Source organism: Pseudarthrobacter sp. efr-133-R2A-89 (assembly GCF_030209315.1).
GTDB lineage: Bacteria > Actinomycetota > Actinomycetes > Actinomycetales > Micrococcaceae > Arthrobacter.
Window position 1 is genome coordinate 223,634 of record NZ_JARVSE010000008.1, and the last position, 25,434, is coordinate 249,067.

The window sequence follows — 25,434 nt, forward strand, 5'->3', positions numbered from 1 at the left end:
CGTTTCCCCGGGTCAGGTCTGGGGTGTGGCCCGGCGGGCACCAAGGATCGTCTTGCGGGGCTTGCCGCCGGACGCGAGGTCCGCCTCGCGCACCGCTGACCACCCTGCGGACACGAGGTAGGCCTGGCTGACCAGGTTGAACCAGATAAGCAGGCCGATGATGATGGCAAACGGTGCCAGGATGGGGTTCCGGCTGGCACCGCCCAACAGTTCCGTGCTGAAGATCTGCAGCACTGTGGTGCCCACGGCGGCAAGGATGGTTCCCTCAAGCAGGGCCTGGCGGGAAAGCTTCAACCCGGCAGCCAGCCGGAACATGATCAGCGCGGTGACCCAGTTCAGGACCAGTGGCACCACAATCTTGACGGACGTGGTCAGCGGGCCCGCCAGGGCGTCGCTGAGATGCAGGAAGTCGGCAACCCAACCGGCGGCCGTGCCGAACACCAGCGATGCGCCCGCACTGATCACCAGCGCCACGCCCAGCAGGAGCAGGGTCCCGGCGTCGCGCAGCTTGAGCAGGATGGGATTGACCACCAGCGGAGGCAACTCAACAATCCCGCGGAGTCCGTCCCGGAGGCCGTTGATCCAGCCGAGCGAAGTTACCACGGTGACCACAGCGCTGATCACGGCCGTCCAGCCCAGTCCGCTGGGATCCAGCAAGTCCTTGGGGTCCACCAGGCCATCGCCGCCATTGACCTTCAACAAGCCCGGCGCGCTCCTGGCCACGCTGCTGATGATGGTGTCCAGCAAGGCCGGCTGGCCGCGGAGTACCAGGCCCGCCACGGAAAAGCCGGTGGCCAGCAGGCCCGTGATGGAGAAGAACATGTTGAAGCCGATGCCCGCGCTCATCAACGGCCCGTAGTGGAGTCCGTAATGCCTGAACGCCCGCATGGGCCGCAACACATTCAGCCGTGCAGTGAACAACTGAACCCACGCGAGCAGGGCAGGAACCTTGCCGCCGGAGCGGCGCGCCTTGTGCCAGTCGCTGCGCTTCTGGATGACGTCCAGCTTCAGCCGGGCGATTTCGGTAGGCAGGGGCTGCTGGTCAGCCGGCGTCCGTTGCGGTGTTCGCGGCAGCGTCCGTGAAGGGGGTGCCGGCGTCGTTGTTAGTTTCGGTCCCAAAATCCAGCTCTTCCCTTAGCTGCCAGATGCCGTCGGCATCATGCTCATAGAGTCCCATGCTAACCACGGGGAAGGTTGCCTTATAGTTCTTCAGTGCCGTTTCGGCCTCGTCCAGGCTTTCCGGGGCGACGTCGTGGGCAATGGTGACGTGGGGATGGTAGGCGAACGGCAACTCGCGGTGCAGGGGACCCTGCTGCAGCCTGCGGTGCAAATCCACGCAGTGCTCGAAGCCGTCCTCCACTTTGATGAAGACAACAGGCGAGACGGGGCGGAACGTTCCTGTCCCGGCGATGGTGACTGTGAAGGGCCTTTGGCACCGGGCAACCTCGCGGACGTGCCGTCGGGTTGCCTCCCAATCCCGGGTGGGCGTGGTGGTGATCAGGGTGATGTGCGCCGGTATAACTCCGGCCATCGGGTCCCCGAACGACGCACGCCAGCGCTGCAGCTCCGCGGCAATCTCGTCCGGGAAACCCAGGATGACGCCCACGCTGACGTCTTCGGTCCCGGCGGCGTCGCCTTCCGCCACGGCATCCTGCCCGGACCGATCCTCGTAACGGTTACGCCGGGTCCGCTCCGCCTCGCCGGCAGGGCACGCGCCTCCCCTGGCGGTAGCGTTTTTCGAAGACATGGCGCTAGCGGACTCCAGCGAGGCTGAGGGACGGCAGGAAGCCCATGCGCTCGTAGACCCGTGCGAGGGTGACCGAAGCGATCTCCCGGGCCCGGTCGGCGCCCAGGGCCAGCAACCGGTCGAGCTCTGCGGGATCGGCCATGAGCTCGTTCGTGCGGTTGCGGATCGGGGTGATGAAATCCACCACCACCTCGGCGAGGTCCACCTTGAGGTGGCCGTACATCTTTCCCTGGTACTCGGCTTCCAGCTCGGCGACCGATTTGCCGGTGAGGGCGGAATAGATGGTCAACAGATTGGACACCCCAGGCTTTTCCTCGGCGTCAAAACGGATCTCCGTTCCGGCGTCGGTGACCGCGGACTTGATGCGCTTGGCTGCGATCTTGGGATCTTCCAGCAGCTGGATGGCACCGTTGGGCGACTCACCCGTCTTGGACATCTTGGCGCTGGGGTTTTGGAGATCGTAGATCTTGGCGCTTTCCTTGACGATCGTTGCCTCGGGCACCGTGAAGGTCTGGCCAAACCGGGTGTTGAAACGCTGGGCCAGGTTGCGGGTCAGCTCAAGGTGCTGGCGCTGGTCCTCGCCAACGGGGACAAGGTCGCTCTGGTAGAGCAGGATGTCGGCCGCCATCAGCGTGGGGTACGCGAACAGGCCCAGCGTGGCGGAATCTGCCCCGGATTTCTGGGTCTTGTCCTTGAACTGCGTCATCCGCGATGCCTCGCCGAAGCCCGTGATGCAGTTCAGTGCCCAGGCAAGCTGTGCGTGCTCCGGAACATGGGACTGGACGAAGAAGATGCTCTTGTCCGGGTCGATACCCGCGGCAATGTACTGGGCCGCGACGATGCGGGTCCGCTTGGCAAGTTCCCCGGGCTCAAAGTCCACCGTAATGGCGTGCAGGTCCGGGACGAAGAATACGGCGTCGTACTCTGCCTGCATATCCACCCAGTTGCGCACGGCTCCGATGTAGTTGCCCAGGTGGAGGGAATCGGCGGTCGGCTTGGCGCCGGAGAGGATGCGCTTCTTGGCTGTCTGGGAAGTCTGGCTGGTCATCGAAGAACTTTCGGGCTTAGAGCTGGTAGTCCACTACCAGCGGGGCGTGGTCGGAGAAGCGGGTGTCCCAAGAGGCGGCGCGGTCGACGACGGCGGACAGGGCGCCGGCCGCCAGCCCGGGCGTGGCCAGGTGGTAGTCGATGCGCCAGCCGGTGTCGTTGTCGAAGGCTTTTCCGCGCTGGGACCACCAGGTGTAGGGCCCGTCCATCTCGCCGGACAGGTTTCGGTGGACGTCGTGCCAGCCGATTTCCCCGCCCAGGAAACGGTCAAAGTACTCGCGTTCCGCCGGCAGGAACCCGGCCTTTTTCACGTTGCCCTTGGCGTTCCGGATATCGAACGGAGTGTGGGCGACGTTCAGGTCTCCCACCACGAGCGCATGGTCGCTGTGCTTAGCCAGCTCCGGCAGCCGGGTGGCCATGGCGTCCAGGAAACGGAATTTGTCGTCCTGCTTTGGCGTCCCCACCTCGCCCGAATGCACGTAGGCGCTGGCTACGGTGAGTTGAACGCGGTTCCCGGCGGCGTCCGGGTACCGGAAGTCGGCCTCCACCCAGCGCCCGGCCGTGGCAAAGTAGTCGTCGCCGATGCCGTTCCTGGTGGCGAGGGGTTCCTGCCGGGACGCGATGGCGACGCCGGCACGGCCTTTCGCTTCCGCTTCGGCGTGCAGGATATGCCAGTCGTCCCCGAGCAGCTGCCGGACGATCGCGTCAGGGGCGCGTACCTCCTGCAGGCAGAGAATGTCCACGTCCCGCGGCTCAAGCCATGCCGCCATGCCGTTCTTGTAGGCAGCCCGGAGGCCGTTTACGTTGACGGATGCGATGCGAAGGTGGTCCTTGTTCAATGCCGAGCTCACCCGCTCCACTCTAGTCGATGATGGTTCCGGCGACCGGCTCTCCGCTGCCGCCGGAGGACTTGATCATGTCCCGGGCGTTGGTGGCTGTGATCTCGATGGTCTCCAGGGCGCGGTTGATGGTGTCCTGGTTGGCGGCCGCACCCTTGGCGCGCTCCTCTTCCACCACGCGGACCTGCACCTGGACGATCTTGAAGGAGTGGTCAAGCTTGAGGTCACGTACTTCGTCGGCTTCGGAGCGTTCGTAGATCACACGGGTTCCGCCGTGATCGGCGGAAGCGGGCGCGGGAGCGCGGCCGGTGGCAGTGTTGAAGGCGCTCTGCGCCTCGGTGAGCTTTGCCCCCGCCTTCCTGGCGGCCCGTTGAATGCTGAAGACCACGAACGCAGCCAAGGCCAGCCAGAAGCCGGCAATGATGGCAACAACCCAACCCACGACGTCGTTCTGGTTTGCCGCAAAGAGGACGGCCACGATGAACGCCGTTACCAGGACCATCAGGCCCGGCCCGCTGATGCGGAACATCGAAAAGCCGCCCCTGGCGGGTTTGGAGGATGACGGTGAGCTGCCCAAAGTTCGCATGCAGCCATTGTCTCAAATGGCCGGCAGTGCTCCGGCCCTCTTCCACCCCCGGCGAACAGGGGCACTCCCCCCGGAACAGGCTCCGGCGGCGCGCAAGTGGCAGGACGCCGGCAGTTTCGTTAACGGCCGACGGCGGCACGGCGCCTTCCCTGCGAAAGGTGCCATGCCGCCGTCGTGCGCCCGGTGGCGGGACTACTGCGCGATGCCGGCTGCGCGTTCTGCCGCCTCAACCACGTTGGTCATCAGCAGCGCCACGGTCATGGGTCCGACGCCGCCGGGGTTCGGCGAGATCCAGCCGGCCACCTCGGCAGCGGCGGGATCGATGTCGCCGTACACGCGGCTCTTGCCTGTCTCCGGATCCGTCTCGCGGGTAACCCCGACGTCCAGCAACGCGGCGCCCGGCTTGACGTCCGCCGCCTTGACGATGTGCTTGACGCCGGCAGCACCCACGATCACGTCCGCCTGCCGGAGCAGTTCCGAGAGGTTCGTGGTGCCGGTGTGGGTCAGGGTCACAGTGGCGTTGACGTCCCGGCGGGTCAGCAGCAGGCCGATCGACCGGCCGATCGTGACGCCGCGGCCCACCACCACAACATGCTTGCCCGCCAGGCTGTACCCGTTGCGCTCAAGGAGCTCGATGACGCCGCGGGGCGTGCACGGCAGCGGCGTGGTGATCTTGTGGTTGACGTTCAGCACCAACCGGCCGAGGTTGGTGGGGTGCAGCCCGTCGGCGTCCTTGGCGGGATCGATGCGTTCCAGGATCGCGTCGGTATCCAGGTGTTTGGGCAGCGGCAGCTGCACAATGTACCCGTGGCAGGTCGGGTCCGCATTGAGTTCGTCAATGAGGGCCTCCACCTGCTCCTGGGTGGCGTCCGCGGGAAGTTCGCGCTGGATGGAGTTCATCCCGATCTGCGCAGATTGCTTGTGCTTCATGGACACATACAGCTGCGAGGCCGGATCCGCCCCGACCAGAACGGTGGCGATCCCCGGAATGACGCCCTTGGCCTTGAGTGCGGCCACGCGGTCAGTCAGCTCGGCTTTGATGGCAGCGGCGGTGGCCTTGCCGTCAAGGATCTGCGCGGTGGTGGTTTCAGTCATTGGTCACCACTGCTCGTGCTGCGGGTAGAGCGGGAAATCGGCTGCCAGCTTGTCAACGCGGGACTGCAGGGCCTCGACGTCGGCGCTGTTGCCTGCCTTGAGGGCGGTGGCGATGATCTCGGCGACCTCGGTGAACTCTGCAGCGCCGAAGCCGCGGGTGGCCAGGGCCGGGGTACCGATGCGCAGGCCGGAGGTGACCATCGGCGGGCGGGGGTCGAAGGGCACGGCGTTGCGGTTGACGGTGATGCCCACGGAGTGCAGGAGGTCTTCTGCCTGCTGGCCGTCCAGCTGGGAGTTGCGCAGGTCAACCAGTACCAGGTGGACGTCGGTGCCGCCGGTGAGGACGGAGACGCCTGCCTCGGCGACATCGGCCTGGTTCAGCCGGTCGGCGATAATCCTGGCACCTTCGAGGACGCGCTCCTGGCGCTCCTTGAATTCCTGGGTGCCGGCGATCTTGAAGGCAACGGCCTTGGCGGCGATGACGTGCATGAGCGGGCCGCCCTGCTGGCCCGGGAAGACGTTGGAGTTCAGCTTCTTGGCCCACTGTTCCTTCGCCAGGATCACACCGGAGCGGGGACCGGCGAGGGTCTTGTGCACGGTGGAGGTGACGACGTCGGAGTGCGGCACCGGGCTGGGGTGCAGTCCGGCGGCAACCAGGCCCGCGAAGTGTGCCATGTCGGTCCAGAGCAGCGCACCCACTTCATCGGCGATGGAGCGGAACGCGGCGAAGTCCAGGTGGCGGGGGTAGGCGGACCAGCCGGCGATGATGACCTGCGGCTTCTCGGCGATGGCCTGCTCACGCAGCTTGTCCATGTCGATGCGGAAGTTGTCTTCCTCGACCTGGTACGCGGCAACCTGGTACAGCTTGCCGGAGAAGTTCAGCTTCATGCCGTGGGTCAGGTGGCCGCCGTGTGCCAGGGACAGGCCCAGGATCTTGTCGCCCGGGGTGATCATGGCGGAGAGGGCAGCGGCGTTGGCCTGGGCACCGGAGTGCGGCTGGACGTTGGCGTACTCCGCATCGAACAAGGCCTTGACCCTGTCGATGGCCAGTTGCTCGGCGACGTCGACGTACTCGCAGCCGCCGTAGTAGCGGCGGCCCGGGTAGCCTTCGGCGTACTTGTTGGTAAGGACGGAGCCCTGGGCTTCCATCACGGCGCGGGGCGCGAAGTTCTCGGAGGCAATCATTTCCAGGGTGCCGCGCTGGCGGCCAAGCTCCTGGTCCAGGACTGCGGCGATTTCGGGGTCGAGCTCTGCCAGCGGCTGGTTGCTGACGGCTGTGGTTGAGGTGGCTGTAGTAGTCACGAAGAACTCCTGGCTAGGGATACGGGCACTGCTTAGGTCAGGCTACCGGCTGGCGTGCCCCCGCACCGCGTTGATGACACCGCGTGGAAGCACTGGGCATGGTGCTGCTGCGCTGACGCAAGGCAGCCCACAACCGGCAAAACATGACCCTCGGCCCAGGCGTACGATCCGTGGTCTTCGTGATTGCCGCTCCCTGGTGGTTAGCCACCCAACGCCAGTTGCGACCACTCCAGCCTACCAAAAGCACCGTCCGCCGCGCGGGTAGGCTATTACGCGTGAATGAACAGCTGCTGAACCAAGCGTACGTGGTAACCCTGTCCTGCCCGGACCGTCCCGGAATCGTCCACGCGGTGGCCGGCGCACTGCTGGTGGCGGGGTGCAACATTACTGATTCACAGCAGTACGGCAGCCCCTCAACCGGCAACTTCTTCATGCGCGTAGAGGTCACCACACCCGCCGCCAAGTCCGAACTGCGGGCGGCCCTTGAGCCGGTGGCGGAGGCCTTCTCCATGCAGTGGAGCCTGAACACGGTCGGCGACAAGGTGCGCACCCTGGTGCTTGCCAGTACCGCCGCCCACTGCCTCAACGACCTTCTCTTCCAGCAGCGTTCCGGGACCCTGCCCATCGAGATCCCCGCCATCGTGTCAAACCACCGGGACCTGGCCGGACTCGCGGAGTTCTACGGCATCCCGTTCCATTACATCCCGGTCACCAAGGACACCAAGGTGCAGGCGGAAGACAAGCTTCGTGGCATCATCGCCGAACACGGCATTGAACTGACGGTCCTGGCCCGTTACATGCAGATCCTGTCCGACGACCTCTGCACCGAGCTGACCGGCAAGGCCATCAACATCCACCACTCGTTCCTGCCGTCCTTCAAGGGCGCCAAGCCGTACCACCAGGCCCACGCGCGCGGCGTGAAGCTGATCGGCGCCACCGCCCACTACGTGACCGCCGCCCTGGACGAGGGGCCGATCATCGAGCAGGAAGTCATCAGGGTGGATCACGCCCGCACGGCACAGCAGTTCGTCCAGATGGGCCGTGACGTGGAGGGGCGGACCCTGGCCCAGGCCGTGCAGTGGCATGCCGAGCACCGGGTGCTGCTGGACGGCAACCGGACCGTGGTGTTCAACTAGCTCGCAGTAGATGTCGTTTTGGGGCGCCAAAACGACATCTACTGCCACCCAGTTGGGCGCGGGCGTGGCTTAGGGTGAAGCCATGGCTCCCCTTTACCCTTTCGGCGGCAAATCCCCGGCCGTCCATGAATCAGCATTTATTGCCCCGTCGGCGTCGATCATCGGCAACGCCACCCTGGCCGCGGATTCCAGCGCGTTCTACGGGGTTTCCGTGCGCGCCGATACCGCGGCCATCACCGTGGGCGCCGGCAGCAACCTGCAGGACAACGTGGTGCTGCACGCCGATCCCGGTTTCCCCTGCACGGTGGGCGAGCGGGTCAGCGTGGGGCACGCCGCCGTCGTGCATGGCTGCACGGTGGAGGACGACTGCCTGATCGGCATGGGCGCCACCGTCCTCAACGGCGCCGTGATCGGCGCCGGCTCGCTGGTGGCGGCCGGCGCCGTCGTCCTGGAAGGAACCGTGGTTCCGCCGCGCTCCCTGATTGCCGGGGTGCCCGCCAAGGTGCGCCGCGAACTGACCGAGGAAGAGTTCGACGGCGTGCGCGCCAACGCTGCCCGGTACGTGGAGCTCGCGGCACAACACCGCGAGATCCACCAGTAGGTTTCGACGCGCCGGGGACGTTAGTCCAGGCTGATGGGGCCCAGGTCGTCCAGCAGGTCACCCGGGCCCGGGTTGCCGGGCGAGGATGACCCACCCAGGTGGTTAACCACGCCCCATACGGCGTTCAGGCCAGTGGTAACGGCGCCTTCGGCCCAGCCGGCCGTGAAAGAGACGTCGTCGCCGGCCAGGAAGATGCCGCGCTGGGATTCGGGCAGCGCGTCCTGCTTGAAGTGCGTGAACAGCCGCTGCTGGTAGCGGTAGTGCCCGGGCAGGTTGGCTTTGAAGGCGCCCATGAAGTTGGGGTCCGCTTCCCAGGACACGGTAATGGGCTGCCCCACAATGTGCCCGGCGATGTCCACGCCGGGGTAGATCTGTTCCAGTGAGTGGAGCATCAGCTCCACACGTTCGTCCGCGTCCAGGGCAAGCCATTTCAGGGCGTCGTCGTTCCAGGTGTAGGACAACAGGATCACGGCGGGCTGGTCCGGGCCGTTGTCCAGCAGGTAGGTGGCGCGGTTCAGCCGGTCCGTCAGGGTCATGGACAGGACTTCGTGGCCGGTGTCCGGGTCGGTGTCCTTCCAGAACGGCCGGTCCACCATGACGAACGTCTTGGACGACTGCATGTAGTGCGAGCGCTCCATGGCGGTCCACAGCTCAGCCGGGAACAATGCTTCCTCGGTGTGGATGCGGGTGGACAGCAGCCACGACTGGCAGGTGCTCACCACGGCGGGGTAGCTGGCCTCGCGGCCCCAGCGTTCACGGATCCGCAGGTTTCCGTCCAGATCGCGGCTGATCTTCCCCACAGCGCCGCGGGGCGAGCCGGAGTGGAGCGAAGCAAGGGAGGTGCCGGCGGGCCAGTGGACCAGGTCCGACGGCGCGTGCTGCCAGAGTGCCTCGGGTAGCCGTTGCGCTCCTCCGCGGATGAACCGGTGCTGGTCGTCGGCGTCGGTGTAGACCACGCGGAGGATTTCCAGGATGGAGTTGGGGAAGTCCGTGTCCCAGCCGCCCGTGCCGAACCCCACCTGGCCGAAAGCCTCCCGGTGGGCGAAGCCTGCCTGCTTGAACGAATCGCTCGCGGCAATGAATCCGTAGAAGGTCTGCTCATCCATCAGCGGGAGCAGTTCGTTCCACAGTTCCTTGATCCGGGCCGTGTCGCGTGAGCGGATGGCGTCCTGCATGTCGGTGAACTTGGCGCCGTCGTTGACGGCCGCTTTCCAGGCGTCGGCGACCTCGCGGAAGAAGGGTGGAAGGTCGCCCGGCTTTTCCGCGTAGTGCTTCTTGCCTGCCAGCTCGATCACGGTGCTGGAGGTGGCCTCGGCCAGTGGGTTGGGGAACTCACAGGTCTCCAGGCCCAGCAGGTCAACGTAGTGGTAGAAGGCCTTGCCCGAGACCGGGAACCGCATACCGCCGAGGTCTGCCACCACTCCGGGAGCTGCGGGGAAGGCGGCGGTGCGGAGCCGGCCGCCGATCTGGTCTGCCTCGTAGACCACCGGGCGCAGGCCGAGTTTCATCAGCTCATAGGCAGTCACCAGGCCGGAGAGCCCGGCTCCGATGACGGCCACTTCGGTGCCGTAGAGCTCCGGCGGGACGGAGCCCATGCCGTCCGGGTGGGCGAGGTAGTGGTCGTAGCTGAAGGGGAAATCGGGGTTCAGCATGGTGATGGGCGCCCGGCCGTCGGGGCCCTGCCCGGTTGCTGTGTCCGGCCGGGTGGAGGTGCTGGAGGGATCAAAGGCCGGCAGTTCGGTGGCGGTGGTCATGAGTGTTCTGCTTTCACAGGTTCCTGGCGCGGGGCCTTGGCGGTCAGTTCACGGTAGTCGAGCTCGCTCAGGGCCGCTACCTTCGAGTTTCGGCGTCCATAGCCGAAGTAAATGGCAATCCCCACGAGCATCCAGGCGCCGAAGACCACCCAGGTATCGGCGCCGAGGTTCGCCATGAGGTAGGCGCACATGAGCGTTCCCAGCACGGGCGTGACCGGGTACAGCGGCACCCGGAAGCTGCGCTCCAGGTCCGGGCGGTTGCGCCGCAGGTAGATGACGGCGACGTTGACCAGCGCGAAGGCGAACAGCGTTCCGATGCTGGTGGCGTCCGCCAGCGCGCCGAGCGGCACGAGTCCTGCGGTCAGGGCGACGGCGGTTCCCACGATGAGCGTTCCGGCGGCAGGGGTGCCGGTCCGGGCGGAGACGCGACCGAAGACCCTTGGCACCAGGCCGTCCCGGGACATCGAGAGCAGGATGCGCGTCTGGCCGTACAGCACGGTGAGGACGATGCTGGCGATGGCCAGGACGGCGCCGATCGAGAAGACCAGCGCGATCCATGGCTGGTGGGTGGTCTCCTCCAGGATCTGGACGAGGGCGGCCTCGGTACCGTCGAACCAGCCCCAGGGCCGGGCGCCGATGGCGGCAACCGCCACGAGGACGTAGACGCTGGTGACGATCACCATGGAAAGCAGGATGGCCCGGGGAAGATCGCGCTTGGGGTTTCGGGCCTCTTCGCCGGCGGTGGAGGCTGCGTCGAAGCCGATGTAGGAGAAGAACACCCGCGAGGCAGCTGCGGAAACACCGGCGGCGCCCATGGGCAGGAGCGGTTCGAAGTTGCCCGCATTGAAGGCGGTAAAGGCAACGGCGCAGAAGAAGAGCAGGATGCCGATCTTGATGATCACCACGGCTGTGTTGATCCAGGCGCTTTCCCGGGCACCGCGGACCAGCAGGACCATGGCCAGGACCACGATGGCCATCGCCGGGATGTTCACCAGTCCGCCGTCGCCGGGAGGCTGGGACATCGCATCCGGCAGTACCTGCCCAAACGCGGCCAGCGCTTCATTGACGTACTGGCCGGCACCTACGGCTACTGCGGCCACGGAAACGGCGTACTCGAGGACAAGGCACCACCCGCAGATCCACGCCATGCCCTCGCCCATGGTGGCGTAGGAGTAGGAATAGCTGGAGCCCGCTACCGGAACCAGGCCGGCCATTTCGGCATACGACACCGCGGAGAGGAGCGCGGCCAGGCCGGCAATGACGAACGAGATCCAGATGGCCGGCCCGGCCAGCGGCACCGACTCGCCAAGGATCACCAGGATCCCGGTCCCGAGTGTGGCGCCAACACTGATCATGGTTAGGTGGAGGACGCCGAAGCTGCGGACCAGCGCAGTGCCGCCCTCGCCGCTTCCGGCTTCGCTGACCATCTGGCCGATTGGTTTGCGGCGGAGGAGCTGGTCTGCCAGGCGGGGCCGGGTGGCACCCGGCGCAGTGGGTTTTTCGGTGGTCACAGGCACAGTCACCGTTGACGTCCCTTCAGAGTAGTTTTCGGTTTCCCCTCCCCAAGGTTGGCATGTGAGCCAACTCTCAGGGCGGTGCAATATGACCTATAGTTGCCAACCATGAGACTATCTGCACACCGCCACCACGGGCCAACCGCGGTCCGTGCGGGCCGCTCCGCCGCCCCGGTCCGCCATGCCCACTGAGCCCGCAGCCGCCGGGCGGCTGAGCTTCGTCACGCTCCAGCAGTTCCTCGCCCAACTGCCGCCGCTGTTGAAGATGCTCCACGACGGCGGCAGCGGCGACCGGCTGCTGCGCTGGGTGGAGCCCAGTGAGCTGGAGGATCCAACGCCCTACCTGCCCGAGGGTGAGTTCCTGTTGACCGCGGGGCTTCCCTTCCTGGGCAACGGCGGGGAGCCCGCCCGCGTGGACGCGTATGTCCGGCGGTTGGTGGACGCCAAGGTAGCGGCCTTGGGATTCGGAATCAGGCCCTACTTCGATGCCGTCCCGGACGTGGTCATCGACGCGTGCCGGCGCCACAACCTCACCTTGTTCGAAGTACCGGAATCCCTCCCGTTCGCGGCAATCGGCCTTCAATTTTCCCAGCTTCTGGAATCCGACACTGCGCGGGTCTTCCGGCAGCTGGCGGAGACCAACCGGCAGTTGATGCGCGCAGTCCTCTCCCCCAGGCCGGAACACGAACTGTTGGCGGCACTGGTGCAGCGCGTGCCCGTCTGGGCCGTGATGGTGGGAGCGGACGGCCGGGTCCGGGCCCGCGGCGCCAGTGGCGGCGGCAGCCCCGCCGTCGAACTTTCCCTGCTGGACCCCATGCTCAAACGGTTGTTCTCCGGCAGCGGCCCCCGGGTGGAAATGGACGGGTTTGACCTGCCCGGCTCGGCCTTGGTGGTTGGCCATCCGCTGCGCAGCACCAAGGACGCAAACCTGGGCGCACTGGTCCTGGGTTCAGCTGTACCGTTGACGCCGGCGCAGAACAACGTGGTCCAGTCCGCCGTCGGGCTCCTCGAACTGCTGGTGCGGCAGCGCACCAGCGGTTCGCTGGCACCCAGCCAATTGGCTACGGCTGTCCTGCTGCACCCCGAAAGCCTCACCAGCGGGAGCGCCAGGCACCTGAACGCACTCCGGGACCTGATGGCGCAAAGCCTGTCCTCCACCCGGTCCGCGTCCATGCGCGTGGTGCAGGGCATCAAGATGGACGCCCCGGAGTGGCCTGCCGGGGACAGCCCGGTCCGGGAGCTCCTGCAGTGGCGCCGACTGTTCGATACCAAGCTGGTGGAAATCACAGATTACGGATTCGCTGCAGTGACCCGGTTGAAGGTGGACGACTCCCTGCTCGCCGAGGTCGAAAAGCTCGGGTGGCGCCTGGTGGTCGGCGAATCCACCGAACTCACCGGCCTTGCCGCCGCCTACCAGGATGCGAGTTCCCTGCGGAGCCGCGTGCAGAGAAGCGGGCTAAGCGTGCGCGCCGACGAGGTTCAATGGACGGTGGCGGGGTTGCTGGGCCGCGAAGCAGGGACCATGCTGGCGGAACGGCTCCTTCATCCGGTGCTGTCCCTGGAACCGGACCGGCGCGATCCGCTGCTGGCGGTGCTGCGCGGCTGGCTCACCGAGAACGGCAGCTGGGACGGCTCCGCCAAGCTGCTGGGACTTCACCGGAACAGCGTGCGGCGCCAGGTAGGGGTCCTTGGTGACCTCCTCGGGATGGACTTGAACCAGGCGCAGGTGCGGGCAGAGCTGTGGATTGCACTGCAGTACGCGGACGCGTTGGCGGGCCCGACGGCGGGCAGCAGCTAGGCCAGGTGACCCGCGGGCCGGGCCGGGCCGGGCGCAAGCCGGGCCTCCCACTCGCGGTACAGCTCCGGCCGGCGCTCCCTCAGGTACGGCACGTCGTCCCTGGCGGCGCGGACGGCCTCCGTGCCCACCGTGGCGAACAGCAGTTCCGGAGCGTTGCCCGCCGCGGCCAGCAGGCCGCCATCTGGCCCCGCCACAACACTTCCCCCGCCGAACGTGTAGGAATCCTCGGCGCCACAGTGGTTGGCGTAGGCCACGTTGAGCTGGCTTTCCAGCGCGCGGGCGCGGACAAGGACCTGGGGCACCGCCCCGTAGCCTTCGGACAAGGCGGTGGGCACCAGCAGCAGTTCCGCGCCGCGCGCGGCTGCGGCCCTCGCAGCTTCGGGGAATTCGATGTCGTAGCAGATCAGCAGTGAGGTGCGGATGCCGAGGAAGTCGACGACGGCGGGTGGCTCGCCGGCCGGGACGAACGCCGTGCGTTCCTCGTCGCCGAAGAGGTGCACTTTGGCGTAGCGAAGAAGTTCCGCGCCGGAGGCGTCCACCAGGGACGCGGAAATGTGCCAGCCGTGGCCGCCCGCACGGTCCATGTCCCGGGAGCCGTCGCCCCCTTCGTCGGCGGGACCGGCGGCACCGGCAGCTTCGGCCGCGTCGGCGGCGACGGCAGCTTCGGCCGGGAGACTGTAGACGAGGCCAATCCCGTTGCGGCGGGCAATTCCGGCGAGGCTTTCGCGGAGTGCGGGAAGGGTTGCCGGGTCCAGTTCGCTGCGCAGCCGCAGCGGGGCGTAGCCCACCGGAAACAGCTCCGGCGTCAGGAGCAGGCCTGCGCCGGCGCGGGCGGCCTGGTTGGCAGCCTCATCAATGGTCCGGAGATTCGCCTCAACGTCCAGGACCGCGGCGTTTGCCTGCAGGACGGACAGCAGCATCATTACCACCTTCTGTATGCCTGCCCATGGTGACTGGACGGGCCGGACTGTTCACTCCTCCAGACTAGCCAGCGCCGCGTGGAAGGTGACGGGTCGTTTGGACCCGTCCATCCCTGCTGCGGGACGGAACGCCCACGGGCGGCTCGCGGCAGCGATCGGGCGCGTTCACTGGACACCCGCCCGTCGTCATGCGTTAACTTCTTGACTACAAGAGGAACGATAGGGCAATCTTCTTAGCATGTCCGCAACCACGCGCTCAACGAGGAGCAAGCCCAAGAATCCCGGCTCGCAGTCAGCCCTGCGGCAGCTGAACCAGCAGCGGATCATTGAGGCCCTTATGGGGGGTCCGTCCACGCAGGCGGAGCTCGCCCGGCAGACAGGGCTCTCCACTGCCACCGTCTCGAACATCGTCAAGATCATGCTCGATTCCGGCTTGGCCTCCACCGAACCGATTACCAGTTCCGGCCGCCGGGCATTGAACGTGCGGCTCAACAGCAATGGTGCCGTTGCGGTCGGCATCGATTTTGGCCGCCGGCACCTGCGGGTGGTCCTGGCTTCCCTCAGCTACCACGTCATTGCCGAAGAGTCCGTGATGCTCCCGCTGGGCCATCAGGCGGACGACGGTATCCAGGCGGCGGTGGAACTGCTGGAGAAGCTGCTCCGGGAAAGCGGCGTGGAACGCAGCTACATGGTGGGCGCCGGCGTCGGAATTCCAGGCCCGATCGACCGGCGGACCGGCACTGTCGCGCAAGGGGCAATCCTTCCCGAATGGGTGGGCATCAACATCCTGCAGCATCTTGAGGAAACCTTGAGAATCCCCGTGTTTGTGGACAACGACGCGAATCTGGGCGCGTGGTCAGAAGTCACCTGGGGGCAGCATTCGGGGGTCAGCAACCTGCTGTTCCTGAAGATCGGTTCGGGTATCGGTGCCGGCCTGATCCTCAACGGCGCGCCGTACTACGGCAACGTGGGAATCACCGGCGAAATCGGCCATGCCACCATCCACGAGCAGGGGCTGGTGTGCCGGTGCGGGAACCGCGGATGCCTGGAAACAATCGCGTCCACCACCACCATGATCGAGCTCCTGAGCCGCGGCGAGGACCGGCCGTTGACGCCGGCCGACATCGTCAGGAAGGCCTTGAACCGGGACTCGGCAACCCTCCGCGTGGTGGACGACGCAGGCTTGGCGGTGGGGCGCGCCCTGGGCAATGTGGCCAACCTGATCAACCCCGAAGTGATCGTGGTGGGCGGTCCGCTGGCAGGCCTGGGCGACATCCTGCTGGACCCTATCCGCAGGGGGCTGATCCGGCATGCCGTCCCGGTGATCGGCGAGACAACCACCTTGGCCATGTCCTCGCTGGGCGATCGCGCCGAGGCCTTGGGGGCGGCCGCTTTGGTGTTCCAGCATGCGGGTATCCGACGCTCGTAGACCATTTCGTTATCCGGCAATTGCGTTAAAGACTTGACGACAACAGCTGTGATCCAGTTTACTTTTGGTTCAGACGGCCCTGCGCTTTGCCGGCCGGACAAAGAAGTCATTGCATTGGAGGGTTAGGGCTCATGACGTCCCAGACCACGCATACGGATCCGATCATCCTCGAGATGCGGTCCATCACCAAGGAATTCCCCGGCGTTAAAGCCTTGTCGAATGTGAGCCTCCGGGTCAGGGCCGGCGAAATCCACGCCATCTGCGGCGAAAACGGCGCCGGCAAGTCCACCCTCATGAAGGTCCTCTCGGGCGTGTACCCCTACGGCAGCTACGACGGCGACATCGTGTACCAGGGCCAGGTCCAGCAGTTCAAAGACATCAGGGCCAGCGAGCACGCCGGTATTGTCATCATCCACCAGGAACTGGCACTGATCCCCGAGCTGTCCATCATGGAGAACATCTTCCTGGGCAACGAGCCCACCAAGCGGGGCGTCATCGACTGGGCCGAGGCCCGGCTGCGGTCCCTGGACCTGCTGGCGCGGGTGGGCCTCCGGGATGACCCGGACACCCCCATCAAGGAAATCGGCGTCGGCAAGCAGCAACTGGTGGAAATCGCCAAGGCGTTGAACAAGTCCGTGAAGATCCTGATCCTGGACGAGCCCACTGCAGCCCTCAACGAATCCGACTCCCAGCATCTGCTGGATTTGATGCTGGGCCTGAAGGCGAAGGGCATCACCTCGATCATCATTTCGCACAAGCTCAACGAGATTGAGCAGGTGGCCGATTCGATCACCATCATCCGCGACGGCAAGTCAATCGAGACGCTGGACGTTAAGAAGGACGGCGTGGACGAGGACCGGATCATCAAGGGCATGGTGGGCCGGACACTGGAATCCCGGTTCCCGGACCACACACCCAAGATCGGAGAGGTGTTCTTCGAGGTCAAGGACTGGACTGTTGGCCATCCGGCCATCCAGGACCGCCTGGTCTGCAAGGGCTCGAACTTCTTCGTCCGCCGTGGCGAAATCGTCGGCTTCGCCGGGCTTATGGGTGCCGGGCGCACGGAACTGGCCCGCTCGGTGTTCGGCCGGTCCTACGGCCGCTTCATCGACGGCCACATCTACAAGGATGGCAAGGAAGTGGTCCTCAAGAACGTCCGGCAGGCCATCGACGCCGGACTGGGCTACGTCACCGAGGACCGAAAGTCGCTGGGCCTGAACCTCCTGGACGACATCAAGACCACCACCGTGGCGGCGAACCTGCGCAAGATCAGCCACAACTTCGTGGTGGACGCCAACCAGGAATTCACGGTCGCGGAGCAGTACCGCAAATCGCTGCGGACCAAGACGCCCTCCGTCGAAGAAGGCGTCGCCAAGCTCTCGGGCGGCAACCAGCAGAAGGTGGTCCTTGCCAAGTGGATGTTCACGGACCCGGACCTGCTGATCCTCGACGAGCCCACGCGAGGCATCGACGTCGGCGCCAAGTATGAGATCTACGGCATCATCCAGCAGCTCGCCAACCAGGGCAAGGGCGTCATCGTTATCTCCTCGGAGCTACCCGAGCTCCTGGGCCTGTCCGACCGCATCTACACCATCTTCGAAGGCGCCATCACCGGTGTCCTGACCAAAGACGAGGCCAGCCAGGAAAGCCTGATGAAACTGATGACCTCCGCTACCCGAAAAGCCGCCTGACCTTCTGGCAAACCCCAGAACCTTCCGGACACAAGGACTGACACCATGAACGCCCTCAAAAAGCTGTTTGGCGGCAACACCCGCCAATTCGGCATGATCTTCGCCCTGGTTGCGCTGATCATTTTCTTCCAGATCTTCACCGACGGCCGCACCCTCACTCCCGGCAACGTCATCAACCTCTTCAACGGCAACTCCTACATCCTGATCCTGGCGATCGGTATGGTCTTGGTGATTATTGCCGGCCACATCGATCTCTCCGTGGGTTCGGTCGCGGCATTTGTCGGGGTCAGCGTCGCCCTGGCCATCCGCGACTGGGGAATCCCCTGGTATGCGGGCGTGCTCCTGGGCCTGCTGCTCGGAGCCCTGATCGGAGCCTGGCAAGGCCTGTGGACTGCGTATGTGGGCATTCCTGCCTTCATCGTCACCCTGGCCGGCATGCTCCTGTTCCGCGGCTTCAACCAGTTCGTTGGCAAGTCCAACACCATTCCCGTCCCGGAAGACTTCCAGTACCTCGGCTCCGGTTACCTTCCCGAGGTAGGACCGGACACCGGGTTCAACAACCTGACACTCCTGATGGGCATCGCCGTTGCGGTCTTCGTCGTCGTAGGCGAACTGCGTGCCCGGGCACGCGCCAAGGCGCTGGGCGCCGGCGTCCCCGAAATGTGGGTGACCGTGGTGAAGCTGGTGCTGGTCTGCGCCGCCATCCTTTACGCCACGTACTTGTTCGCCACGGGCCGGCCGGGCACATCCTTCCCCATCCCCGGCCTGATCCTGGCCGTCCTGGTCCTGATCTACGGCTTCATCTCCTCGCGCACCGTCGTTGGCCGCCACGTCTACGCTGTCGGTGGCAACCGCCACGCAGCCGAACTGTCCGGCGTCCAGTCCAAGAAGGTCAACTTCCTGGTCATGATGAACATGTCCATCCTGGCCGGCCTGGCCGGCATGATCTTCGTGGGCCGCTCCACCGCGTCCGGCCCCTTTGACGGTGTCGGCTGGGAACTGGACGCCATCGCCGCTGTCTTCATCGGCGGCGCGGCAGTGACCGGCGGCGTGGGTACCGTGGTCGGCTCCATCATCGGTGGCCTGGTCATGGCCGTGCTCAACAACGGCCTGCAGCTCCTGGGCGTCGGCGCCGACCTCACCCAGATCATCAAGGGCCTGGTCCTCCTGATCGCCGTCGCCTTCGACGTCTACAACAAGTCGCAAGGCAAGCGGTCCATCATCGGTATGTTGACCCGGAACATGAACCGCAACACCGCCGGCCCCAGCGGCCCCATCCAGCCTGACGAAACAACCTCCACCAAGGAAGCGATCGCCAGGGAAGCCTGAAGTTTGCAGCCTGAATACTGTTCCATCACACAAAGAAAGAGAACCAACAATGCGAATGTTTGGTAAAGCAGGGAAGGCCGCAGCGGTTGCTGCCATCGCAGCACTGGCGCTGACGGGCTGTGGACGCTCGGAACCCTCCGGTGGTTCCAGCAGCGGTGCCGCGGGATTCGACCAGAACTCCTCCATCGGCGTCGCGCTTCCGCAGAAGACCAGTGAGAACTGGGTCCTGGCCGAGAAGCTGTTCAACGACGGCCTGAACGGCGCAGGGTTCAAGGCTGACGTCCAGTTCGCCAACGGCGGCGTTTCCGAGCAGCAGAACCAGATCAGCGCCATGGTCACCAAGGGTGCCAAGGTCATCATCGTGGGCGCCATCGACGGCTCCCAGCTGGGTACCCAGCTCAAGCAGGCAAAGGACGCAGGCGCCACCATCATCGCCTACGACCGCCTTCTGCTGAACACCGCCAACGTGGACTACTACGTGGCGTATGACAACTTCAAGGTCGGCGTTCTCCAGGGCCAGGCCCTGCTGGACGGCCTCAAGGCCAAGAAGCCGTCCGGCCCCTACAACATCGAACTGTTCGCGGGTTCACCGGACGATGCCAACGCCAAGGTGTTCTTCGACGGCGCCATGAGCGTCCTGAAGCCCAAGATCGACGACGGCACCCTCAAGGTTGTCTCCGGACAGGCCAGCTTCGAGCAGGCCGTCACCCAGGGCTGGAAGGCTGAGAACGCCCAGCGCCGCATGGACACCCTGCTCAGCGGCAGCTACAGCAGCGCCAACGTTGACGGCGTCCTGTCCCCCAACGACACCCTGGCCCGCGCGATCCTGACCTCCGTCAAGGCCGCAGGCAAGCCGATCCCGGTGGTCACCGGCCAGGACTCCGAGGTTGAGTCGGTCAAGTCCATCCTCGCCGGCGAGCAGTACTCCACCATCAACAAGGACACCCGCAAGCTCGTTGAGCACGCAATCACCATGGTCAAGGACCTGCAGGCCGGCAAGAAGCCTGAGGTCAACGACGACAAGTCCTACAACAACGGCAACAAGGTTGTACCCGCCTACCTGCTGGAGCCGGTCATCGTGACCTCCGCCAACGTGAAGACGGCCTACACGGACGACCCCGTACTCGGCCCGATCACCAAGTAGCACCCGTGCAACAGCCGGCGTATAAAACCGGCTACAGGAAAGCCCGGTCCCTTCGTGGGGCCGGGCTTTCCTGCGTCCTTGCTCAGCAGTAACAGCCTTCACAGCACAAACACAGGCGCGGCCGGATTCCTGCACAGCATGCCCGGCGAGTGTTGAGGCGAAGCCGGCCCCCCGCGCCGGCACCTGAGTCATAGGAGTAACGTGAGCGTCCTTGCCCGAAGCGTAGGCAATGCCTTCAGAAACAAGGTCCGCACCGCAGCTGTTGTCGCGGTGCTTGCCGTCGCCATTGGACTGGCCCTGGCCATGCTGGTGGCCAACCAGGCGGTCGGAGCCAAAGTCCAGGAGCTGAACGCCTCCGTGGGCACCGTCCTGACTGTCAACCCGGCCGGCGGCCAAGGCTTTGAAGGCGGCGGGGAGCCCCTCACCGCCGACCAGGCAGCCGCCGCGGCCGCCGTACCCAACGTCAGTGCCGTCGTCGGGACCTCATCACTCCGCCTCCGCAATGCCGCTGAAGCCGCAGCGCAGGCAGCCGCAGGCCAGACGGGCCAGGCAGGTCCCGGAGGCGGGCAGGGCGGCCCCGGCGGCCAGACGGCAACCACCTTGACCACCAGCCTGACCGCTGCGGTTGACGCCGGAACGCTGGGCAACCGCAACCAGCAGGCCAACGGAACCACCGGTTCCACCAGTTCCACCGGAGGCACCCAAGCCGTGAGGTCCCTGCCCATCACTGCCACGGGGATCGGAGCAGAGGTGGACACCACGGGCAAGGCCCTGAACATCACGCAGGGCTCCGGGCTCGGCGATTACTCAACCGCGTCGACCAGCGCGCTGCTCGGCACCACACTGGCTGAGAAGAACAACCTCACAATCGGTTCCACCTTCACCATCAATGACCAGGCCTACACGGTGGCCGGATTGTTCGACGCAGGCACCGCGTTCGGCAACAACGCCGTATACGTGACACTGCCTACTGCACAAACCCTGGCCGGGACGCCCAATGAGCTGTCCAGCATGATTGTCACGGTCAACTCGATGGACAATGTGGCCTCCACCAAGACAGCGCTGCAATCGGCTCTCGGCACCGACAAGGCTGACGTCACCCAAGGCCAGAACCTGCAGACGGCGGTCAGCTCCCTGGACAGCGTCAAGAACATTTCCCTGATCGCATTCATCGCCGCCCTTGGCACGGCAGGCCTGATCATCCTGCTCATCATGGTGATGCTGGTCCGCGAGCGCCGCCGCGAGATCGGCGTGCTGAAGGCCATCGGTGCACCCAACCGCACCATCGGACTGCAGTTCGTGCTGGAAGCTCTGGTCCTCGCCGCGCTGGGCAGCGCAGTGGGTGCCGGCATCGCATCATTCGCCAGCGGCGGCATTGCCTCTGCCCTCATCAGCAGCAACACCACCACGACCGCCGCCACAACCAGCGGCCGCGGATTCCCGGGCGGGGGCGGCGGCTTCCCTGGCCAGGGCGGTCCCCTGGGTGGCGCCTCCCAGCTGTTGAACTCCGTGACCGCCAGCGCATCGCCGGGAGTCATCGCCGGCGGTGTTGCGGCCGTGTTCGGCGTCGCCATCGTCGGTGCCCTGGTTCCCGCGCTGCTCACGGCGCGTATCCGTCCCATCGAAGTCCTGCGAGGAGAATAGCCATGATTGAAGTCAAGAACCTGGTCCGTACTTTCAACTCCGGTGACCGCACCATCAAGCCGGTCAACGATGTCAGCTTTGTCCTCGAACAAGGAACCCTTGCCTCGATCGTTGGCAAGAGCGGCAGTGGCAAGAGCACCCTGCTGTCCCTCCTGGGCGCGCTGGACAAGCCCACCAGCGGTGATGTGCTGGTCAACGGGGTCAGCCTCGCCAGGATGCCCGACGCCAAGCTGACCGAGTACCGCCGGCGCGATATCGGTTTCGTCTTCCAGCAGTTCAACCTGATCCCCAACTTGTCGGCCGTTGACAACGTCATGCTGCCCATGGAGTTCGCCGGCATGCGCAAGGCAGCCCGGCTGCAGCGGGCCAAGGATTTGCTGGAGCAGGTCCAGCTGGATCCTTCCAAGCATGAGCGGCGCATCAACAGGCTCTCCGGCGGCGAGCAGCAGCGTGTGGCCATTGCCCGGGCCCTGGCCAACGAACCCAAGCTGATCCTGGCCGACGAGCCCACCGGGAACCTGGACGAGCAAACCGGCGACCACATCATCGAGCTCCTCAGTTCGCTGAGCCGGGACCACAACACCACCATCCTGGTGGTGACGCACGACCGCGCCCTAGCCAACAAGACCGACCGCCGTTTCCGGCTCCAGCAGGGCAAGCTGACGGAGGAACCCGTCCGCGGCCGGTCCGCCGTCTCCGCGTCTGCCTGAGGGCGTCCGGGGCTCAAGGCGGGGCACCGCGCCCCGCCTTGGGCCCCATTGTGCTGTTGCCGTCATCCTTCGTGGCGGTGCACTCCCCCACCCTGCGGCGCTGTGACAGGATGGCAACTATGACTGCTCCCATCGCCACGCCATGGCTGACCGGCCAGCCTGACCAGGACCCCCGCTCCGCCACCGGAACGCCCCTGCGCTGGGGAATCATCGCAACGGGCAGCATTGCCCGCGCCGTCTCTCAGGATCTTGCGTTGCTCCAGGACGCCCGGCTCTACGCGGTCAGTTCCCGGGCCCAGGACTCGGCGGACGCGTTCGCCGTCGCCTACGATTTTGAGAAAGCCTACGGGGACGACGACGGCGTTCCCGGCTACCAGCGGCTACTCGCCGATGACGCCGTGGACGTCGTCTACGTCGCAACGCCGCACGCGCAGCACCACGAGATTGTCCTCGCCGCCCTTAACGCCGGCAAACACGTGCTGTGCGAAAAAGCCTTCACCATCAACGCCCGGGAAGCGGCCGAACTCATCGACGTTGCCCGCAAACACAAGCTCTTCTTGATGGAAGCGGTCTGGAGCCGGTTCCTGCCGTCAATGCAGCGGGCTTTCGAAATTGCTGCATCGGGTGAACTGGGCGACATCCACTGGATCAGCGCCGACCTCGGCTTTCCTGCACCGTACTCCCCCACCGCCCGGCTCTGGGCGCGCGAAGACGGCGGCGGTGCGCTGCTGGACCTGTCGGTTTATCCGCTTCTCTGGGCTCTGGGAACCCTCGGCTTCCCGCAGACCGTGAGCGCCACCGGATTCGTGAACGACGACGGCGTGGACGCCCAAAACGCGATGACCCTCGGCTACAGCCACGCGGCCCAGGTCCAGCTCACCTCATCGCTGCTGGCGCATGGGCCCCGTACCGCCACTGTTGCCGGAAGCCTGGGTTTCCTGCAGAGCGTCGGATCAATCAACAGTCCGCGTGAACTCATCATCGCCAACGGGTGGGAGAACCGCCGGACGGAAACGTTCGACGTCGTCGGAAAGGGCTACACTTACGAGCTGCGCGAAGTGATGAGGTGCGTCCAACAGGGGCTCACGGAGAGCCCGGTGATGCCACTGGAGGATTCACTGAACACCATGCGGCTGTTCGACGGCGTTCGCGCGCAGCTGGGCGTCACCTACCCGAACGACAACCGCTAAGCCCTGGGGCGGAGTTCAAGATTGTTTGTGCCCGCCCCTAGACTTCCCGGAACCTCCGGTCCTACCCTGTAGGCAGCATCGATTGCGCCGGTCACTGGGGGGTGGTACGCATGGCTCGAAGGAGTTCGCCATGGGGTGCCCTGCGCCCTGCGCTTCTCGCCGGAGCGGCCGCAGTCATGTGGCTGACGCTGTCGTCAGCCACAGCGTCAGCCGACTCCGGTCCTGGCACCCCGCCCCTGCTCGGCAACGTGACCGGCTCAGTTTCAGCACTGACCCACGATCTTGCGAATCCGGCATCCCCGGTGGCCTCTCCGGACGGACCTGCTGCAACATCCGGACTGGTGCGGACGGTGGCAGCACCGGTATCCGAGGCTGGGGACACCATCATTTCCACGGTTCCCGTTGTGGACCAGCTGGTTCCGACGGGAAGCGTTTCCGCTGTCTCCACTCCAATTGGTGGCATGGCCGACCAGCTAGCGACCGGGGTGACGGAGGTTATTGCAGCCCCTGCAGCCGAGGCCGTCCCGGCACTTGAACCCGCACTCGAACCGGTTGCTGATCTCCTGACCGGTGCCACCGCAACACCGCTTCCGCTTCCCACTCCGACCGTCGACGTCGTGCTGGCAGATCTTCCTTCCGTGGTTGCTCCTGTTCCCGCAGCTGGGCCCGAGGCCTTGGAAGCGCTTCCGGATGTACCGGGAATGCTCCCGGAAGCGGATCAGGGAGCAGAGGCGTTGCCCACGGCGCCGTCCGGCAGCAGCAGCGCTGGCTTTGCGACGGTACGCAGCGCCGCCTTGGCGAACACGCCTGCCCCGCAAGCTGGCATGTCTGTCCCTGCTGGGCCCGCCTCAGGACAGCCCCTTCCCGTCGATCCGGCACCGCTGCGTGCCCAGGTTCCTGCCGGACCGGCATCCGGCACGGGCAGCGGTGCATCATCCGGCGGTCCAGCCAGTGCCGCAGCATGGCTGAGCCCTGCCTACTTTGGCTTTGAACGTCCCGGCACTGTTCCCGCCGGTGAGACCTTTGAGCACGCCCCTGCGCCGGTGTCATTCGACCCCGGTTCCTCCCCTGACTAGTTGAGGCCGCCTGCCCTCTAACGGGCAGCATGTGGCTTTACGGGCAGCTGATCAGCGCCCGAACAACATCAACTATTCAGGAGTCACCATCATGAACTGCACCCTTCGCAGGGGGCTGCTTAGCACCCTCTTCGCCGGCGGCCTTCTGGCCTTTGGCTGCGCTGCCGCCAACGCGGCGGACACAACCAGCGGGACGGATCTTTCCGCCTCCGCCCTGATCTCGGCGGCGGCGCCCGCTCAGTCGACGTCGTTGGGCCTGCTGGGTGACCCAACGCCGTCCAGCTCAACGGGCGTCGCCGCCGAAGTGGCCGTCAACCTTGGAACCACCACCGACGGGACCGGTCCCGGGACCACCGCAGGCACAACCGCCGGCCTCGGCGCAGCCGTGAACCTCGGCACCGCCACCGCCCCCGCAACCGGCACCACCAACCTGGCAACCACAGCCGACGTCACCCTCGGCCTCGGCACCAACGGCACCGGGACCACGGACGGCACAACCGCCGACCTCGGCGCAGCCGTAAACCTCGGCACCGCCACCGCCCCCGCAACCGGCACCACCAACCTGGCAACCACAGCCGACGTCACCCTCGGCCTCGGCACCAACGGCACCGGGACCACGGACGGCACAACCGCCGACCTCGGCGCAGCCGTAAACCTCGGCACCGCCACCGCCCCCGCATCCACAACCAGCACCACCAACCTGGCAACCACAGCCGACGTCACCCTCGGCCTCGGCACCAACGGCACCGGGACCACGGACGGCACAACCGCCGACCTCGGCGCAGCCGTAAACCTCGGCACCGCCACCGCCCCCGCATCCACAACCAGCACCACCAACCTGGCAACCACAGCCGACGTCACCCTCGGCCTCGGCACCAACGG

The 25,434-nt window shown here is 65.9% G+C and carries 21 protein-coding genes, 1 pseudogene and 1 riboswitch; of the genes and pseudogenes, 12 read left to right on the forward strand and 10 right to left on the reverse strand.

What is annotated here, in order from left to right:
* Positions 1-12: 12 nt before the first annotated feature.
* From QRM95_RS14910 to glyA, 7 genes are all read right to left on the reverse strand, one after another.
* Entirely contained in the window at positions 13-1,119 is a 1,107-nt protein-coding gene (locus QRM95_RS14910; RefSeq protein WP_502934972.1) for a YihY/virulence factor BrkB family protein, read from the reverse strand.
* On the reverse strand, positions 1,043-1,747 hold the full coding sequence (locus tag QRM95_RS14915; protein ID WP_285248318.1) for a 2'-5' RNA ligase family protein: 705 nt from the start codon (positions 1,745-1,747) through the stop codon (positions 1,043-1,045). Before QRM95_RS14915 ends, QRM95_RS14910 begins: the two co-directional genes overlap by 77 nt.
* Before the next feature lie 4 nt (positions 1,748-1,751).
* Complete coding sequence (gene trpS / locus QRM95_RS14920) at positions 1,752-2,795, reverse strand: tryptophan--tRNA ligase (RefSeq protein ID WP_285248319.1); 1,044 nt, start codon at positions 2,793-2,795, stop codon at positions 1,752-1,754.
* A 16-nt stretch (positions 2,796-2,811) separates the two neighbouring features.
* Positions 2,812-3,645 carry an exodeoxyribonuclease III gene (locus QRM95_RS14925; RefSeq protein WP_285248320.1) on the reverse strand — a complete coding sequence of 278 codons (834 nt, stop codon included), beginning with the start codon at positions 3,643-3,645 and terminating at the stop codon, positions 2,812-2,814.
* 10 nt (positions 3,646-3,655) lie between these two features.
* On the reverse strand, positions 3,656-4,219 hold the full coding sequence (locus tag QRM95_RS14930; protein ID WP_285248321.1) for a hypothetical protein: 564 nt from the start codon (positions 4,217-4,219) through the stop codon (positions 3,656-3,658).
* A 192-nt stretch (positions 4,220-4,411) separates the two neighbouring features.
* The gene (locus QRM95_RS14935; protein WP_285248322.1) at positions 4,412-5,314 is read right to left on the reverse strand and encodes a bifunctional methylenetetrahydrofolate dehydrogenase/methenyltetrahydrofolate cyclohydrolase; all 903 of its coding nucleotides are present in this window, start codon (positions 5,312-5,314) and stop codon (positions 4,412-4,414) included.
* A gap of 3 nt (positions 5,315-5,317) precedes the next feature.
* Positions 5,318-6,616: a serine hydroxymethyltransferase gene (gene glyA, locus QRM95_RS14940; RefSeq protein WP_285248323.1), complete on the reverse strand. Its 1,299-nt coding sequence runs from the start codon at positions 6,614-6,616 to the stop codon at positions 5,318-5,320.
* 146 nt (positions 6,617-6,762) lie between these two features.
* A riboswitch (ZMP/ZTP riboswitch) is annotated at positions 6,763-6,848 on the reverse strand.
* A 43-nt stretch (positions 6,849-6,891) separates the two neighbouring features.
* Here glyA and purU point away from each other — a divergent pair.
* Positions 6,892-7,752, forward strand: a complete 861-nt coding sequence (purU, locus tag QRM95_RS14945) for a formyltetrahydrofolate deformylase (protein ID WP_285248324.1) — start codon at positions 6,892-6,894, stop codon at positions 7,750-7,752.
* An 82-nt stretch (positions 7,753-7,834) separates the two neighbouring features.
* The gene (locus QRM95_RS14950) at positions 7,835-8,353 is read left to right on the forward strand and encodes a gamma carbonic anhydrase family protein (protein WP_285248325.1); all 519 of its coding nucleotides are present in this window, start codon (positions 7,835-7,837) and stop codon (positions 8,351-8,353) included.
* 20 nt (positions 8,354-8,373) lie between these two features.
* Here QRM95_RS14950 and QRM95_RS14955 read toward each other — a convergent pair whose 3' ends face one another.
* Complete coding sequence (locus QRM95_RS14955) at positions 8,374-10,107, reverse strand: flavin monoamine oxidase family protein (protein WP_285248326.1); 1,734 nt, start codon at positions 10,105-10,107, stop codon at positions 8,374-8,376.
* Positions 10,104-11,630: an amino acid permease gene (locus tag QRM95_RS14960; protein WP_502934973.1), complete on the reverse strand. Its 1,527-nt coding sequence runs from the start codon at positions 11,628-11,630 to the stop codon at positions 10,104-10,106. Before QRM95_RS14960 ends, QRM95_RS14955 begins: the two co-directional genes overlap by 4 nt.
* A gap of 172 nt (positions 11,631-11,802) precedes the next feature.
* On the opposite strand from QRM95_RS14960, the gene QRM95_RS14965 reads away from it, so the two are divergent.
* Positions 11,803-13,419 (forward strand): PucR family transcriptional regulator, encoded by a 1,617-nt coding sequence (locus QRM95_RS14965; protein WP_285248327.1) that lies wholly within the window; start codon positions 11,803-11,805, stop codon positions 13,417-13,419.
* Here the strand turns inward: QRM95_RS14965 and QRM95_RS14970 are convergent.
* Complete coding sequence (locus QRM95_RS14970; RefSeq protein ID WP_285248328.1) at positions 13,416-14,342, reverse strand: nitrilase-related carbon-nitrogen hydrolase; 927 nt, start codon at positions 14,340-14,342, stop codon at positions 13,416-13,418. The genes QRM95_RS14965 and QRM95_RS14970 overlap by 4 nt on opposite strands.
* Positions 14,343-14,577: 235 nt before the next feature.
* On the opposite strand from QRM95_RS14970, the gene QRM95_RS14975 reads away from it, so the two are divergent.
* The 9 genes and pseudogenes from QRM95_RS14975 to QRM95_RS15015 form a co-directional block, all read left to right on the forward strand.
* A complete protein-coding gene (locus QRM95_RS14975; RefSeq protein WP_285248329.1) occupies positions 14,578-15,768 on the forward strand; it encodes an ROK family transcriptional regulator in 1,191 nt (396 codons plus the stop codon).
* A 131-nt stretch (positions 15,769-15,899) separates the two neighbouring features.
* On the forward strand, positions 15,900-17,459 hold the full coding sequence (gene mmsA, locus QRM95_RS14980) for a multiple monosaccharide ABC transporter ATP-binding protein (protein ID WP_018761951.1): 1,560 nt from the start codon (positions 15,900-15,902) through the stop codon (positions 17,457-17,459).
* Positions 17,460-17,504: 45 nt separating this feature from the next.
* Complete coding sequence (gene mmsB / locus QRM95_RS14985; protein ID WP_285248330.1) at positions 17,505-18,788, forward strand: multiple monosaccharide ABC transporter permease; 1,284 nt, start codon at positions 17,505-17,507, stop codon at positions 18,786-18,788.
* 49 nt (positions 18,789-18,837) lie between these two features.
* The gene (locus QRM95_RS14990; RefSeq protein WP_043424015.1) at positions 18,838-19,932 is read left to right on the forward strand and encodes a substrate-binding domain-containing protein; all 1,095 of its coding nucleotides are present in this window, start codon (positions 18,838-18,840) and stop codon (positions 19,930-19,932) included.
* Between the two features lie 201 nt (positions 19,933-20,133).
* Positions 20,134-21,576, forward strand: coding sequence for an ABC transporter permease (locus tag QRM95_RS14995; RefSeq protein ID WP_285248331.1), 1,443 nt, complete (start codon positions 20,134-20,136; stop codon positions 21,574-21,576).
* 2 nt (positions 21,577-21,578) lie between these two features.
* Complete coding sequence (locus QRM95_RS15000; protein WP_285248332.1) at positions 21,579-22,286, forward strand: ABC transporter ATP-binding protein; 708 nt, start codon at positions 21,579-21,581, stop codon at positions 22,284-22,286.
* Positions 22,287-22,405: 119 nt separating this feature from the next.
* On the forward strand, positions 22,406-23,476 hold the full coding sequence (locus QRM95_RS15005; RefSeq protein ID WP_285248333.1) for a Gfo/Idh/MocA family protein: 1,071 nt from the start codon (positions 22,406-22,408) through the stop codon (positions 23,474-23,476).
* A 110-nt stretch (positions 23,477-23,586) separates the two neighbouring features.
* Entirely contained in the window at positions 23,587-24,552 is a 966-nt protein-coding gene (locus QRM95_RS15010) for a hypothetical protein (RefSeq protein WP_285248334.1), read from the forward strand.
* A 91-nt stretch (positions 24,553-24,643) separates the two neighbouring features.
* Positions 24,644-25,434: pseudogene (locus QRM95_RS15015) on the forward strand (hypothetical protein); the annotation flags it as partial.

Coding starts and splice junctions, on each gene's coding strand:
- QRM95_RS14915 (WP_285248318.1), bottom strand. CDS start 1,747: ATGTCTTCGAAAAACGCTACCGCCAGGGGAGGCGCGTGCCCTGCCGGC.
- trpS (WP_285248319.1), bottom strand. CDS start 2,795: ATGACCAGCCAGACTTCCCAGACAGCCAAGAAGCGCATCCTCTCCGGC.
- QRM95_RS14930 (WP_285248321.1), bottom strand. CDS start 4,219: ATGCGAACTTTGGGCAGCTCACCGTCATCCTCCAAACCCGCCAGGGGC.
- QRM95_RS14935 (WP_285248322.1), bottom strand. CDS start 5,314: ATGACTGAAACCACCACCGCGCAGATCCTTGACGGCAAGGCCACCGCC.
- QRM95_RS14950 (WP_285248325.1), top strand. CDS start 7,835: ATGGCTCCCCTTTACCCTTTCGGCGGCAAATCCCCGGCCGTCCATGAA.
- QRM95_RS14955 (WP_285248326.1), bottom strand. CDS start 10,107: ATGACCACCGCCACCGAACTGCCGGCCTTTGATCCCTCCAGCACCTCC.
- QRM95_RS14965 (WP_285248327.1), top strand. CDS start 11,803: ATGCCCACTGAGCCCGCAGCCGCCGGGCGGCTGAGCTTCGTCACGCTC.
- QRM95_RS14970 (WP_285248328.1), bottom strand. CDS start 14,342: ATGATGCTGCTGTCCGTCCTGCAGGCAAACGCCGCGGTCCTGGACGTT.
- QRM95_RS14975 (WP_285248329.1), top strand. CDS start 14,578: ATGTCCGCAACCACGCGCTCAACGAGGAGCAAGCCCAAGAATCCCGGC.
- mmsA (WP_018761951.1), top strand. CDS start 15,900: ATGACGTCCCAGACCACGCATACGGATCCGATCATCCTCGAGATGCGG.
- mmsB (WP_285248330.1), top strand. CDS start 17,505: ATGAACGCCCTCAAAAAGCTGTTTGGCGGCAACACCCGCCAATTCGGC.
- QRM95_RS14990 (WP_043424015.1), top strand. CDS start 18,838: ATGCGAATGTTTGGTAAAGCAGGGAAGGCCGCAGCGGTTGCTGCCATC.
- QRM95_RS15000 (WP_285248332.1), top strand. CDS start 21,579: ATGATTGAAGTCAAGAACCTGGTCCGTACTTTCAACTCCGGTGACCGC.
- QRM95_RS15005 (WP_285248333.1), top strand. CDS start 22,406: ATGACTGCTCCCATCGCCACGCCATGGCTGACCGGCCAGCCTGACCAG.
- QRM95_RS15010 (WP_285248334.1), top strand. CDS start 23,587: ATGGCTCGAAGGAGTTCGCCATGGGGTGCCCTGCGCCCTGCGCTTCTC.